Here is a 13,878-nt window from a genome sequence, read left to right on the forward strand (position 1 = left end):
GTCTACTTGGCACGCAAAAAGGGGGCTTGGCCCCCTTTTTGCCACCTGAAATCCTCCTGTCAGCATCCCGTCGCATCCTGTAGTGCGCTGACATCAAGACAGTGGATTTCCAGAATTGAACGCCCGTGATGAGCGGGTGGAATGGTTGAAAAACTTTCCAAGAGGATTTTGAAATGGCAGCAATTACTGCAGCGCTGGTAAAAGAACTGCGTGAGCGTACTGGCGAAGGCATGATGGATTGCAAGAAGGCCCTGGAAAAGGCCGGCGGCGACATCGAGAAAGCCATTGATGACATGCGCGCTTCGGGCGCCATCAAGGCTGCCAAGAAGGCTGGTAACGTTGCCGCTGAAGGCGCTATCGCCGTCAAGACCGACGGCAAATCCGCCGTCCTGCTGGAAGTGAACTCGCAGACCGACTTCCTGGCTCTGCAAGACGACTTCAAGAATTTCGTTGCTGAAAGCATCGAAGAAGCCTTCGCCCAGAAGCTGACCGACGCAGCCCCGCTGATCGCCTCGCGCGAAGCCGCTCGTGAAGCCCTGGTCGCCAAGTGCGGCGAGAACGTCAACATCCGTCGCCTGGCGCGCGTTGAAGGTGACGTTGTCGGTGCTTACCTGCACGGCAACAAGATCGGTGCCGCTGTCGTCCTGAAAGGCGGCGACGTCGAGCTGGCCAAGAACATCGCCATGCACGTTGCAGCTTCGAACCCAGAGTTCCTGCTGCCGTCGGAAGTCTCGGCCGAAGCCATCGAGCGCGAGAAGGGCGTCTTCCTGCAGCTGAACGCTGACAAGATCGCTGGCAAGCCAGAAAACATCGTCGAGAACATGATCAAAGGTCGTATCTCGAAGTTCCTGGCCGAAGCCTCGCTGGTCGAGCAGGCGTTCGTCATGAACCCGGAAGTCAAAGTCGGCGAGCTGGCCAAGAAGGCCGGTGCTGAAATCGTTTCCTTCACCTACTTCAAGGTCGGCGAAGGCATCGAGAAGCCTGTCGACAACTTCGCTGAAGAAGTTGCCGCCCAGGTAGCTGCCGCCAAGCAGTAAGACGGACTCGTCTGTCGCCCCAAAGAGGCTGCCCGCTCACGCGCGCAGCCTCTTTGTCAAACCGGAGCCGGGTTTATCCGGCCAGGCTCCGCTGGCGCTGAAGCAGTGCCACGCTACAGTTAGCAGGCTGTTACCCAGCCCGCGCAGAATTTACTTAAGACGCCGCAGGAGAGACTCGCAATGGCCCAGCAGGTGAGTGGTCGCCAACCTCGCTATAAACGCATTTTGCTCAAACTTAGCGGCGAGGCCCTGATGGGCTCGGAAGAATTCGGGATCGACCCGAAAGTACTTGATCGCATGGCCCTGGAAGTCGGTCAGCTGGTCGGTATCGGTGTCCAGGTCGGCCTGGTGATCGGTGGGGGCAACCTGTTCCGCGGCGCAGCGCTCAGCGCAGCCGGCATGGACCGCGTCACCGGTGACCACATGGGGATGCTGGCGACCGTGATGAACGCCCTGGCCATGCGCGACGCGCTGGAGCGCTCGAACATCCCGGCCTTGGTCATGTCCGCCATTTCCATGGTCGGTGTCACCGATCATTACGACCGTCGCAAAGCTATTCGTCACCTCAACTCCGGGGATGTGGTAATTTTCTCCGCCGGTACCGGCAACCCGTTCTTCACCACCGACTCCGCAGCCTGCCTGCGTGCCATCGAAATCGATGCTGATGTGGTGCTGAAGGCGACCAAGGTCGATGGTGTCTACACTGCCGATCCATTCAAGGACCCGCACGCCGAGAAGTTCGATCACCTGACCTACGATGAGGTCCTGGATCGCAAGCTCGGTGTCATGGACCTGACCGCAATCTGCCTGTGCCGCGACCACAAGATGCCATTGCGGGTATTCAACATGAACAAGCCTGGCGCCCTGCTGAACATCGTGGTGGGTGGCGCTGAAGGTACTCTGATCGAGGAAGGCGAAGCATGATCAACGACATCAAGAAAGACGCTCAGGAGCGCATGGGCAAGTCCATCGAGGCCCTGGGCCGCAACCTGGCGGCGATCCGCACCGGTCGCGCCCACCCGAGCATCCTGGATAGCGTCAAGGTGCCGGCCTGGGGTAGCGAGATGCCGCTGAACCAGGTGGCTGCTATCACCGTCGAGGACGCCCGTACCCTGAAGATCGTGGCCCACGACAAGAACCTCAGCGCCGCCATCGAGAAGGCCATCCTGACTTCCGACCTGGGCCTGAACCCGTCGAGCGCTGGCACCACCATTCGTGTGCCGATGCCAGCCCTGACCGAGGAAACCCGTAAGGGTTACACCAAACAGGCCCGTGGCGTTGCCGAAGATGCCAAGGTTTCGGTGCGTAACGTGCGTCGCGATGCCCTGGCCGATCTCAAGAAGCTGGCCAAGGACAAGGAAATCAGCGAAGACGAAGAGCGTCGCGCCGCCGACGAGCTGCAGAAGCTGACCGACAAGTTCATCGCTGAAGTCGACAAGGCTCTGGAAATCAAGGAGAAGGACCTGATGGCCGTTTGAGGCCAGGGGTTTCTCTCATGGAAAAGACCAAGTCAGCGGCATCGCCTTCGGTGCCGCGTCACGTCGCGATCATCATGGATGGCAACAATCGCTGGGCGAAGCGACGCCTGCTGCCCGGCGTCGCCGGGCACAAGGCTGGCGTGGATGCCGTGCGTGCGGTGATCGAAGTCTGTGCCGAGGCCGGGGTCGAGGTGCTGACCTTGTTCGCTTTCTCCAGTGAGAACTGGCAGCGTCCGGCCGATGAAGTCGGTGCGCTGATGGAGCTGTTCTTCACGGCCCTGCGCCGTGAAGCCAAGCGCCTCAACGAGAACAAGATCAGTTTGCGGATCATTGGCGATCGTTCGCGCTTCCATCCGGAGTTGCAGGCTGCAATGCGCGAAGCCGAGGCCCTGACCGCCGGCAATGACCGCTTCATCCTGCAGGTCGCCGCCAACTACGGCGGCCAGTGGGATATCGCCCAGGCTGCGCAGCGCCTGGCGCGTGAAGTCCAGGCGGGCCATCTGCGCCCCGAGGACATCACGCCCGATCTGCTGCAGACGTGCCTGGCCACCGGTGATCTGCCGCTTCCCGACTTGTGCATCCGCACCGGGGGCGAGCATCGCATCAGCAACTTCCTGCTGTGGCAGCTGGCTTATGCCGAGCTGTACTTCTCCGACCTGTACTGGCCGGACTTCAAACACGAGGCCATGCGCAACGCCCTGGCCGATTTCGCTTCGCGCCAGCGCCGCTTCGGTAAGACCAGCGAGCAGGTCGAGGCTGGAGCTCGTGCTTAATGCTTAAACAACGCATCATTACCGCGCTGATCCTGCTGCCGATCGCGCTGGGTGGTTTCTTCCTGCTCAACGGTGGGGAGTTCGCCTTGTTCATCGGCCTGGTGGTGACCATTGGCGCCTGGGAGTGGGCGCGGCTGGCAGGGCTGGTGGCCCAACCGCTGCGCCTGGCTTATGCCGCTGTGGTGGCCGGGGCGTTGATGCTGCTCTATCTGATGCCGGATCTCGCACCCTGGGTCTTGGGGGCGTCGGTGATCTGGTGGGCGCTGGCCACCTGGCTGGTCCTTACCTATCCTCGTACCAGCGACCTGTGGGCCAGTGCCGCCTGTCGCCTGCTGATCGGGCTGCTGGTGTTGTTGCCGGCCTGGCAGGGGTTGGTGCTGCTCAAACATTGGCAGCTGGGCAACTGGCTGATCCTGGCGGTGATGGTTCTGGTCTGGGCGGCTGATATCGGGGCCTACTTCGCCGGGCGTGCTTTCGGCAAGCGCAAGCTGGCGCCGCAGGTCAGTCCGGGCAAGAGCTGGGAAGGTGTCTATGGCGGTATGACCGTCAGCCTGCTGATCGCCCTTGCAGTGGGCCTGGTTCGCGACTGGAGCTTCGGGCAAGTACTGCTTGGGCTGCTGGGCGCCGTCGTCGTGGTGATGTCTTCGGTGATCGGTGATCTGACCGAGAGCATGTTCAAGCGCCGCGAAGGCATCAAGGACAGCAGCAACCTGCTGCCGGGGCACGGTGGCGTGCTTGATCGCATCGATAGCCTGACCGCGGCGATCCCCATGTTCGCCGTGCTGCTCTGGGCGGCCGAATGGGGTGTCATGTGAGTCGTCCGCAACGTATCACAGTGCTGGGAGCCACCGGGTCGATCGGTCTCAGCACACTGGATGTCATCGCGCGTCATCCTCAGCGTTACCAGGTATTCGCCCTGAGCGGCTACTCCCGTCTCGATGAGCTGCTGGCTCTTTGTGTGCGGCATCGCCCGGCCTATGCGGTGGTGCCCAGCGCTGATGCCGCTGCGCGCCTGCGTGACGGTCTGAGCGCTGCCGGTTGCCCCACCGAAGTGTTGGAAGGGGAGGCGGGTCTTTGTCAGGTCGCCTGTGCATCTGAAGTGGATGCCGTGATGGCGGCCATCGTCGGCGCTGCGGGCCTGCGCCCGACCCTGGCTGCCGTCGAGGCGGGCAAGAAGGTATTGCTGGCCAACAAGGAAGCGCTGGTGATGTCCGGTGCGCTGTTCATGGATGCGGTGCGGCGCAGCGGCGCGGTGCTATTGCCGATTGACAGCGAGCACAATGCGATCTTTCAGTGCCTGCCGACCGACCATGGACGGGGCCTGGCCCAGGTGGGCGTGCGTCGTATCCTGCTGACCGCCTCGGGCGGGCCGTTCCGCGAAACGCCCGTCGCCGCGCTGGCGGATGTCACTCCCGAGCAGGCCTGCGCCCATCCCAACTGGTCCATGGGGCGCAAGATCTCTGTCGACTCGGCGAGCATGATGAACAAAGGGCTGGAACTCATCGAAGCCTGCTGGTTGTTCGATGCAGCTCCGGCCAAAGTGGAAGTGGTGGTCCATCCACAGAGCGTCATCCACTCCCTGGTGGATTACGTCGATGGTTCGGTGCTTGCCCAGTTGGGCAATCCGGACATGCGTACGCCGATCGCCAATGCCCTGGCTTGGCCTGAACGTATTGATTCCGGTGTCGCGCCGTTGGATCTGTTCGCGATCGCCCGTCTGGACTTCCAGGCCCCCGATGAACAGCGCTTCCCCTGCCTGCGTCTGGCGCGTCAGGCTGCCGAGGCCGGCAACAGTGCCCCTGCCGTGCTCAATGCCGCCAACGAAGTGGCTGTGGAGGCATTTCTCCAGCGGCGTATCCGCTTCCCCGAGATCGCGGGTATGATCGAACAGGTGCTTGACCAGGAACCGGTGGTGGCGCTGCCAACGCTGGATGCGGTATTCGCCGCCGACCAGCGGGCCCGGGAGCTTTCCCGGGAATGGTTGAGGCGCCACGGTTACTGATGCTGGTGGCCTGCATGCTCACGCCTTGCAGGCCGCGAGTTCCAGGGATGGGCTGAACGTCATTCGGAGATGGTTATGACAGCGCTCTACATGATAATCGGCACCCTGGTAGCCCTGGGTGTATTGGTCACTTTCCATGAATTCGGCCATTTCTGGGTCGCCCGGCGCTGCGGCGTCAAGGTGTTGCGGTTCTCCGTAGGTTTCGGTACGCCGCTGGTGCGCTGGCACGACCGCCATGGCACCGAGTTCGTGGTGGCGGCGATTCCCCTGGGTGGTTACGTCAAGATGCTCGATGAGCGTGAGGGAGAGGTACCCCCTGCGCTGCTTGGTCAATCCTTCAACCGCAAGCCGGTTGGCCAGCGCATCGCTATCGTCGCGGCGGGCCCCATCGCCAACTTCCTCCTGGCGATCCTGTTCTTCTGGGTCGTGGCGCTGCTCGGAACCCAGCAAGTCCGTCCGGTCATCGGTGCGGTGGAGTCGGGCAGCCTGGCGGCTTCCGCTGGGCTGGTCGCGGGCCAGGAAGTGGTGTCGATCGACGGCAAGCCGACCAACGGCTGGTCAGCCGTCAATTTGCAGTTGGTGCGCCGCCTTGGTGAGACCGGCACCTTGCGGGTCGGGGTGCGCGATGAGGGCGCTACCCTCGAGCGTCAGCATGAAATCAATCTCGATCACTGGCTCAAGGGCGTCGACGAGCCGGACCCGATCCAGTCCCTTGGCCTGCGCCCCTGGCGTCCAGCCATCCCTCCCGTTCTCGCCGAGATCGACCCCAAGGGGCCTGCGGCTGCGGCCGGGCTCAAGACCGGCGACACGTTGCTTGCGCTGGACGGAGTTGCCCTGGCGGACTGGCAGCAGGTCGTGGACAGCGTTCGCGCACGTCCCGAGGCCAAGGTGCAGTTGCGCGTCGAGCGTGATGGTGCACAGCTGGAGGTCCCGGTAACCCTTGCGCGGCGCGGGGAAGGGCAGGCCTCTGGGGGTTACCTCGGGGCTGGCGTCAAGGGAGTCGAATGGCCTGCCGAAATGCTCCGCGAAGTGAGCTTCGGGCCGTTGGAGGCGGTGGGCGAGAGCCTCTCTCGCACCTGGAGCATGAGCGTCCTGACCCTTGAATCGCTGAAGAAAATGCTGTTCGGGGAGCTCTCGGTAAAAAACTTGAGCGGACCGATAACCATTGCTAAAGTGGCGGGCGCTTCAGCCCAGTCGGGCGTGGGGGATTTCCTGAATTTCCTGGCCTACCTGAGCATAAGCCTGGGGGTTCTTAACCTGCTGCCCATTCCAGTACTGGATGGGGGGCATTTGCTGTTTTACCTGATCGAGCTGGCGCGCGGTCGTCCGCTCTCGGATCGGGTGCAAGGTTGGGGGGTCCAGATCGGTATCAGTTTGGTCATCGGGGTGATGTTGCTCGCCCTGATCAACGATCTGGGTCGACTATAAAAAGCTTCGCTCAATTGCGAACGAACCTGCCGCCTTATCGCGGCGGGTTGTTTATTGCCAGTTGGAATAAAAGGACTTCATGAAACGTCTGCTGCTAACTGCGGTCCTCTCCGCACTGATGATCGCTGAAGTTCACGCCGAGTCCTTCACCATCTCCGATATTCGCGTCAATGGTCTGCAGCGGGTCTCCGCGGGCAGCGTGTTCGGTGCCTTGCCCTTGAACGTGGGTGACCAGGCCGACGATCGCCGCCTGGTCGAGTCCACGCGCTCCCTGTTCAAGACCGGCTTCTTCCAGGACATCCAGCTGAGCCGCGACGGCAATGTCCTGATCATCAACGTGGTCGAGCGCCCATCGGTTTCGAGCATCGAGATCGAAGGCAACAAGGCGATCAGCACCGAAGACCTGATGAAGGGCCTGAAACAGTCCGGCCTGGCCGAAGGCGAAATCTTCCAGCGCGCCACCCTCGAAGGTGTGCGTAACGAACTGCAGCGCCAGTACGTGGCCCAGGGCCGCTACTCGGCCGAAGTCGACGCTGAAGTGGTACCGCAACCACGCAACCGTGTCGGCCTGAAGATCAAGATCAACGAAGGCACCGTCGCTGCCATCCAGCACATCAACATCGTTGGCAACAATGTCTTCGATGACGAGGAACTGAGCCAGCTGTTCGAGCTCAAGACCACCAACTGGCTGTCCTTCTTCAAGAACGACGACAAGTATGCCCGCGAGAAGCTCTCCGGTGACCTGGAGCGTCTGCGCTCCTACTACCTGGACCGCGGCTACATCAACATGGACATCGCTTCCACCCAGGTGTCCATCACCCCGGACAAGAAGCACGTCTACATCACCGTCAACATCAACGAAGGCGAGAAGTACACCGTACGCGACGTGAAGCTCTCCGGTGACCTCAAGGTGCCGGAAGACCAGGTCAAGTCGCTGTTGCTGGTGCAGCCAGGCCAGGTGTTCTCGCGCAAGGTGATGACCACCACCTCCGACCTGATCACCCGTCGTCTGGGTAACGAAGGCTACACCTTCGCCAACGTCAACGGCGTGCCGCAGCCGCACGACGAAGACCATACCGTCGACATCATGTTCGTGGTCGATCCGGGCAAGCGTGCCTACGTCAACCGTATCAACTACCGCGGCAACACCAAGACCGAAGACGAAGTGCTGCGTCGCGAAATGCGCCAGATGGAAGGCGGCTGGGCCTCGACCTACCTGATCGACCAGTCCAAGACCCGTCTGGAGCGCCTGGGCTTCTTCAAGGAAGTTAACGTCGAGACCCCGCCGGTGCCGGGCACCGACGACCAGGTCGACGTCAACTACAGCGTTGAAGAGCAGGCCTCCGGCTCGATCACCGCCAGCGTCGGTTTCGCCCAGAGCGCAGGCCTGATCCTCGGTGGTTCGATCAGCCAGAGCAACTTCCTGGGTACCGGTAACAAGGTTTCCGTTGGTCTGACCCGTTCGGAATACCAGACCCGCTACAACTTCGGCTTCGTAGACCCCTACTGGACCGCCGACGGCGTCAGCCTGGGTTACAACGCCTTCTACCGCAGCACCGACTATGACGACCTCGATGTCGACGTGGCCAGCTATGCGGTGGACAGCCTGGGCGCTGGCGTCAGCGTCGGTTACCCGATCAGCGAAACCTCGCGCCTGACCTTCGGCCTGAACGTACAGCAGGACAAGATCAAGACCGGCAAGTACACCGTCGACGAGATCTTCGACTTCCTGGATAAGGAAGGCGATGACAGCTTCCTGAACTTCAAGGCTTCGGCGGGCTGGTCGGAATCGACCCTCAACAAGGGCGTGCTGGCGACCCGTGGTCACTCCCAGAGCCTGAGCGCCGAGGTAACCACTCCAGGCAGCGACCTGTCGTTCTTCAAGATCGACTACCGCGGCCAGCTGTTCAAGCCAATCACCAACGACTACACCCTGCGCTTGCACACCGAATTGGGCTATGGTGATGGTTTCGGCTCCACCGACGGCCTGCCGTTCTACGAGAACTACTTCGCGGGTGGCTTCAACTCGGTGCGTGGCTTCAAGGACAGCAGTCTGGGTCCCCGCAGTACGCCGAGCCAGGGCACCAAGCCGGGCACCATCAAGGACCCGGACCAGGATCCGCTGCCATTCGGTGGTAACGTCCTTGTCCAGGGCGGTGCCGAGTTGCTGTTCCCGCTGCCGTTCGTCAAAGACCAGCGCTCCCTGCGTACTTCCGTGTTCTGGGACGTGGGTAACGTGTTCGACACCAATTGCGGCAACAAGCCTGATTGCGAAAAGGTCGGTTTCTCGGGCATGGCAAGCTCTGTCGGTCTGGGCGTCACTTGGATCACTGCGCTGGGTCCGCTGAGCTTCAGCCTGGCGATGCCGGTGAAGAAGCCGGACGACGCCGATACCCAGGTGTTCCAATTCTCTCTGGGCCAGACCTTCTAAGGTCGGCCCTTGCTTAACGACAACGGTTTATCCAGGAGTGCATCGTGCGTAAGTTGACCCAACTGGCCGTGATGGCCGCGGCGCTGGTCGCCACCCCGGCTTTCGCCGAAATGAAGGTCGCCGTGCTGAACTATCAGATGGCGCTGCTCGAATCCGACGCGGCCAAGAAGTACGCCGTCGATGCCGAGAAGAAGTTCGGTCCACAACTGACCAAGCTCAAGAACCTGGAAAGCAGTGCCAAAGGCATCCAGGACCGCCTGATCAAGGGTGGCGACAAGATGCAGCAGCAGGAGCGTGAGCGCCTGGAGCTCGAGTTCAAGCAAAAGGCCCGCGACTTCCAGTTCCAGTCCAAGGAGCTGAACGAAGCCAAGGCCGTTGCTGACCGTGACATGCTCAAGCAGCTCAAGCCCAAGCTGGATGGTGCTGTCGAGGAAGTGATCAAGAAAGGTGGCTATGACCTGGTGCTCGAGCGCGGCGCGGTAATCGATGTCAAGCCGCAGTACGACATCACCCGCCAGGTCATCGAGCGCATGAACCAAGCCCGTTGATATGACCGTGACCATGACGCTCGGCCAATTGGCCGAGGCCCTCGGGGCGCAGCTAAAAGGCCCCGAGGCGCTGCAAATCACCGGATTGGCCACCTTGCAGGAGGCCACCGCCGGGCAGTTGAGCTTCCTTGCCAACAAGCAGTACCGCAAGTACCTGGACGATTCCCAGGCAGGCGCGGTGTTGCTCAAGGCCGAGGACGCCGAAGGCTTCGCCGGCAACGCACTGATCGTGGCGGACCCATACCTTGCGTATGCCCGCATTTCGCACCTGTTCGATCCAAAGCCCAAGGCTGTGGCGGGAATTCATCCCAGCGCCGTGGTACATGAGGATGCACAGGTCGATGCCAGCGCCAGCATTGGCCCGTTCGCCGTGATCGAAAGCGGCGCGCGGATCGGCGCGAACGTGACGGTCGGCGCCCATTGTTTTATTGGCGCACGTTGCGTGATCGGTGAGGGTGGTTGGCTCGCTCCGCGGGTCACGCTGTACCACGACGTGACCATCGGCAAGCGGGTGGTGATCCAGTCCGGTGCCGTGATCGGTGGGGAAGGCTTTGGCTTTGCCAACGAGAGGGGCGTCTGGCAGAAGATCGCCCAGATCGGCGGTGTGACGCTGGGTGACGACGTTGAGATCGGTGTGAACACCGCCGTTGACCGCGGTGCACTGTCGGACACTCGTATCGGCAATGGCGTCAAGCTCGACAACCAGATCCAGATCGCCCACAACGTGCAGGTCGGTGACCACACGGCAATGGCGGCCTGTGTCGGGATCTCCGGCAGCACGCGCATCGGCAAGCATTGCATGATCGCCGGTGGCGTCGGCATGGTGGGTCACATCGATGTCTGCGACAACGTATTCGTTTCCGGTATGACCATGGTCACCCGTTCGATCACCGAGCCGGGCGGCTATTCTTCCGGCACGGCCATGCAGCCTCTGGCCGAATGGCGCAAGAGCGCCGCGCGTATCCGCCAGTTGGATGAAATGTCCAAGCGTCTCCAGCAGTTGGAAAAACGTGTCGATACCGTGACCTCAGGTGGCCAGCCGACATCAGAAGGCTGATACCATTCCCTGAGCAAGAGTGAACAGACGCTAGCTGGCTCCTCTTTGGATTGCAAAAGGAGCGTGTGGTCAGCACCTGCGCTCCCTATTCTTATTACAGGCTTCCCCCCGAAATGATGGACATCAACGAGATTCGCGAATACCTGCCTCACCGTTACCCGTTCCTGCTGGTGGACCGGGTCACGGATCTGGATTTCGAGGCCCAGAGCATTCGTGCCTACAAGAATGTCAGCATCAACGAGCCGTTCTTCAATGGCCACTTCCCGGCGCATCCAATCATGCCGGGCGTGCTGATCATCGAGGCGATGGCCCAGGCGGCCGGGATTCTCGGATTCAAGATGCTCGATGCCAAGCCGGCGGACGGCACTCTTTACTATTTCGTCGGCTCCGACAAGCTGCGCTTCCGCCAGCCGGTGCTGCCAGGCGACCAGCTGGTGCTGGAAGCCAAGTTCCTCAGCCGTAAGAGCATGATCTGGAAGTTCGAGTGCCGCGCCCTGGTCGACGGCAAGCCGGTCTGCTCGGCAGAGATCACTTGCGCGGAACGCTCCCTATGAGTTCGATTGATCCTCGGGCGATCATCGATCCGTCGGCCAAGATTGCCGACGGTGTCGAGGTGGGCCCCTGGTCGATCGTAGGCCCAGGCGTGGAGATTGGCGAGGGCACCGTCATCGGACCTCATGTGGTGCTCAAAGGTCCGACCCGCATCGGCAAGCACAACCGTATCTTCCAGTTCTCTTCCATCGGCGAAGATACCCCTGACCTCAAGTACAAGGGCGAACCCACGCGTCTGGTGATCGGGGACCACAATGTGATCCGCGAAGGCGTGACCATTCACCGAGGCACCATTCAGGACCGCTCGGAAACCACGCTGGGCGACCACAACCTGATCATGGCCTATGCCCATATCGGGCATGACAGCGTCATCGGCAACCACTGCATCCTGGTCAACAACACTGCGTTGGCCGGCCATGTGCACGTGGGTGACTGGGCGATCCTGTCCGGCTATACCCTGGTCCATCAGTACTGCCATATCGGTGCCCATGCCTTCTCTGGCATGGGGACGGCCATCGGCAAGGACGTGCCAGCTTTCGTCACGGTGTTCGGCAGCCCTGCCGAGGCACGCAGCATGAACTTCGAGGGCATGCGCCGTCGGGGCTTCAGTGACGAAGTCATCCACGCCCTGCGCCGCGCCTACAAGATCGTCTATCGCCACGGCCTGACCGTGGAAGATGCGCTCAACGAGCTGGGCGAGCTTGCTTCCCAATACCCCGAGGTCGAACTGTTCCGTCAGTCGATTCTCAGTTCCGCCCGCGGCATCACCCGCTGACATGGCCCAGCTTTGCGTGGCGCTGGTCGCGGGTGAGGCCAGCGGCGATATTCTCGGCTCCGGTCTGATGCGCGCGCTAAAGGCGCGCCATCCCGATGTGCGTTTCATTGGCGTCGGCGGTCCCTTGATGGAGGCCGAGGGTCTGGTGTCCTACTTTCCCATGGAGCGCCTGGCGGTCATGGGGTTGGTCGAGGTGCTCGGGCGCTTGCGCGAGCTGCTCAAGCGCCGCAAGGAACTGATCAGCACCCTCATCGCCGAAAAGCCCGACGTGTTCATCGGCATCGATGCGCCGGATTTCACTCTCAATATCGAACTGAAGCTGCGTCAGGCCGGGATCAAGACCGTGCATTACGTCAGCCCTTCGGTCTGGGCCTGGCGGCAGAAGCGTGTGCTCAAGATCCGCGAAGGCTGCGACCTGATGCTCACCTTGTTCCCCTTCGAGGCGAAATTCTACGAAGAGAAGGGCGTGCCGGTGCGCTTCGTCGGCCATCCGCTGGCGGACACGATCCCGCTCGAAGCCGACCGTCAGGCCGCCCGTGAGGCCATAGGCGCGGGCGAGGGGCCATTGGTGGCCTTGATGCCGGGCAGTCGTGGTGGTGAAGTCGGCCGGCTGGGCGAGTTGTTCCTCGATACGGCCCAGCGTCTGCGTGAGCTGGTGCCGGGCGTGCGTTTCGTCTCGCCCTGCGCCAACCCGGCGCGACGCGCCCAGCTCGAGCAGATGCTGCAGGGCCGCGACCTGCCGGTGACCCTGCTCGATGGCCGCTCGCACCAGGCCCTGGCAGCCTGCGACGCGGTGCTCATCGCTTCAGGTACCGCGACCCTGGAGGCGCTGCTGTACAAGCGGCCTATGGTGGTCGCCTATCGCCTGGCACCGCTGACCTACTGGATTCTCAAGCGCATGGTGAAGAGCCCCTACGTGTCGCTGCCCAACTTGCTGGCCCAGCGCCTGCTGGTGCCGGAGCTGCTGCAGGACGCCGCCACCAGTGAAGCCTTGGCCCAGACCGTGGCACCGCTGATCAGCAACGGCGCGCAGCAGACCGAAAGTTTCGACCAGATCCACCGCACCCTGCGTCGTGACGCCTCCAACCAGGCGGCCGAGGCGGTGCTGGCCTTGCTGGGAGACCGATAGGATGCAAATGGGGCTGGATTTCAACCTGGTCGAGGAGTTGGTCGCCGGTGTCGATGAAGTTGGTCGCGGCCCGCTCTGCGGGGCGGTGGTCACCGCGGCAGTGATTCTCGATCCGCAGCGGCCGATTCTTGGCCTCAACGATTCGAAGAAGCTCACCGAGGCCAAGCGTGAAGCGCTGTTCGACGAGATCTGCGAAAAAGCCTTGAGCTTTTGCATCGCCCGGGCGGAGGTCGAGGAAATCGACCGACTGAACATTCTCCAGGCCACGATGCTGGCCATGCAACGTGCGGTCGAGGGGCTGAGCATCACGCCCAAGCTCGCCCTGATCGATGGCAACCGCTGCCCCAAGCTGGCGGTGCCGGCGGCGCCTGTGATTCAAGGGGACGCCCAGGTGCCGGCCATCGCGGCTGCCTCGATCCTGGCCAAGGTCACCCGTGATCGTGAGATGAGCGCGTTCGAGCTGATCTATCCGGGCTACGGGATCGGCGGGCACAAAGGGTATCCGACGCCTGTGCACCTTGAGGCGTTGGCGCGTCTGGGGCCGACGCCGATACATCGGCGTTCCTTCGCCCCGGTGCGCGCGGCGTGGGAGGCCCGTGAGGGCATCACCGACTCTTTGATCTGATCGATTGGGGCCGCTTTGCGGCCCCAAACTTTCATGGCTTTTA

General features: G+C 62.0%; 14 protein-coding genes. All 14 read left to right on the forward strand.

Annotated features, from left to right (window positions below):
- Positions 1–173: 173 nt before the first annotated feature.
- The 14 genes from tsf (at position 174) to rnhB (ending at position 13,835) form a co-directional block, all read left to right on the forward strand.
- On the forward strand, positions 174–1,037 hold the full coding sequence (gene tsf / locus DQ397_RS20400; protein ID WP_043208875.1) for a translation elongation factor Ts: 864 nt from the start codon (positions 174–176) through the stop codon (positions 1,035–1,037).
- A gap of 180 nt (positions 1,038–1,217) precedes the next feature.
- On the forward strand, positions 1,218–1,961 hold the full coding sequence (gene pyrH / locus DQ397_RS20405) for a UMP kinase (protein ID WP_043208871.1): 744 nt from the start codon (positions 1,218–1,220) through the stop codon (positions 1,959–1,961).
- On the forward strand, positions 1,958–2,515 hold the full coding sequence (gene frr, locus DQ397_RS20410; RefSeq protein WP_043208868.1) for a ribosome recycling factor: 558 nt from the start codon (positions 1,958–1,960) through the stop codon (positions 2,513–2,515). The genes pyrH and frr overlap by 4 nt, the downstream gene beginning before the upstream one ends.
- Positions 2,516–2,532: 17 nt before the next feature.
- Entirely contained in the window at positions 2,533–3,288 is a 756-nt protein-coding gene (gene uppS / locus DQ397_RS20415) for a polyprenyl diphosphate synthase (RefSeq protein ID WP_043208866.1), read from the forward strand.
- Positions 3,288–4,103, forward strand: coding sequence for a phosphatidate cytidylyltransferase (locus tag DQ397_RS20420; RefSeq protein ID WP_043208863.1), 816 nt, complete (start codon positions 3,288–3,290; stop codon positions 4,101–4,103). Before uppS ends, DQ397_RS20420 begins: the two co-directional genes overlap by 1 nt.
- Positions 4,100–5,290, forward strand: coding sequence for a 1-deoxy-D-xylulose-5-phosphate reductoisomerase (gene ispC / locus DQ397_RS20425; RefSeq protein WP_043208860.1), 1,191 nt, complete (start codon positions 4,100–4,102; stop codon positions 5,288–5,290). Before DQ397_RS20420 ends, ispC begins: the two co-directional genes overlap by 4 nt.
- Before the next feature lie 75 nt (positions 5,291–5,365).
- The gene (rseP, locus tag DQ397_RS20430) at positions 5,366–6,718 is read left to right on the forward strand and encodes an RIP metalloprotease RseP (protein ID WP_090346076.1); all 1,353 of its coding nucleotides are present in this window, start codon (positions 5,366–5,368) and stop codon (positions 6,716–6,718) included.
- A 79-nt stretch (positions 6,719–6,797) separates the two neighbouring features.
- Entirely contained in the window at positions 6,798–9,149 is a 2,352-nt protein-coding gene (bamA, locus tag DQ397_RS20435; RefSeq protein WP_043208857.1) for an outer membrane protein assembly factor BamA, read from the forward strand.
- A 44-nt stretch (positions 9,150–9,193) separates the two neighbouring features.
- Positions 9,194–9,697 (forward strand): OmpH family outer membrane protein, encoded by a 504-nt coding sequence (locus DQ397_RS20440; RefSeq protein ID WP_043208855.1) that lies wholly within the window; start codon positions 9,194–9,196, stop codon positions 9,695–9,697.
- 1 nt (position 9,698) lies between these two features.
- The gene (lpxD, locus tag DQ397_RS20445; protein ID WP_043208853.1) at positions 9,699–10,754 is read left to right on the forward strand and encodes a UDP-3-O-(3-hydroxymyristoyl)glucosamine N-acyltransferase; all 1,056 of its coding nucleotides are present in this window, start codon (positions 9,699–9,701) and stop codon (positions 10,752–10,754) included.
- A gap of 113 nt (positions 10,755–10,867) precedes the next feature.
- Positions 10,868–11,308 (forward strand): 3-hydroxyacyl-ACP dehydratase FabZ, encoded by a 441-nt coding sequence (gene fabZ / locus DQ397_RS20450; protein ID WP_003252314.1) that lies wholly within the window; start codon positions 10,868–10,870, stop codon positions 11,306–11,308.
- Positions 11,305–12,081, forward strand: coding sequence for an acyl-ACP--UDP-N-acetylglucosamine O-acyltransferase (lpxA, locus tag DQ397_RS20455; protein ID WP_043208850.1), 777 nt, complete (start codon positions 11,305–11,307; stop codon positions 12,079–12,081). Before fabZ ends, lpxA begins: the two co-directional genes overlap by 4 nt.
- Position 12,082: 1 nt before the next feature.
- Positions 12,083–13,210 (forward strand): lipid-A-disaccharide synthase, encoded by a 1,128-nt coding sequence (gene lpxB / locus DQ397_RS20460; RefSeq protein WP_043208848.1) that lies wholly within the window; start codon positions 12,083–12,085, stop codon positions 13,208–13,210.
- Between the two features lies 1 nt (position 13,211).
- Positions 13,212–13,835, forward strand: coding sequence for a ribonuclease HII (gene rnhB, locus DQ397_RS20465; protein ID WP_043208846.1), 624 nt, complete (start codon positions 13,212–13,214; stop codon positions 13,833–13,835).
- Positions 13,836–13,878 lie beyond the last annotated feature (43 nt).

It is taken from the genome of Pseudomonas sp. CK-NBRI-02 (assembly GCF_008124495.1).
Taxonomy (GTDB): domain Bacteria; phylum Pseudomonadota; class Gammaproteobacteria; order Pseudomonadales; family Pseudomonadaceae; genus Aquipseudomonas; species Aquipseudomonas guariconensis.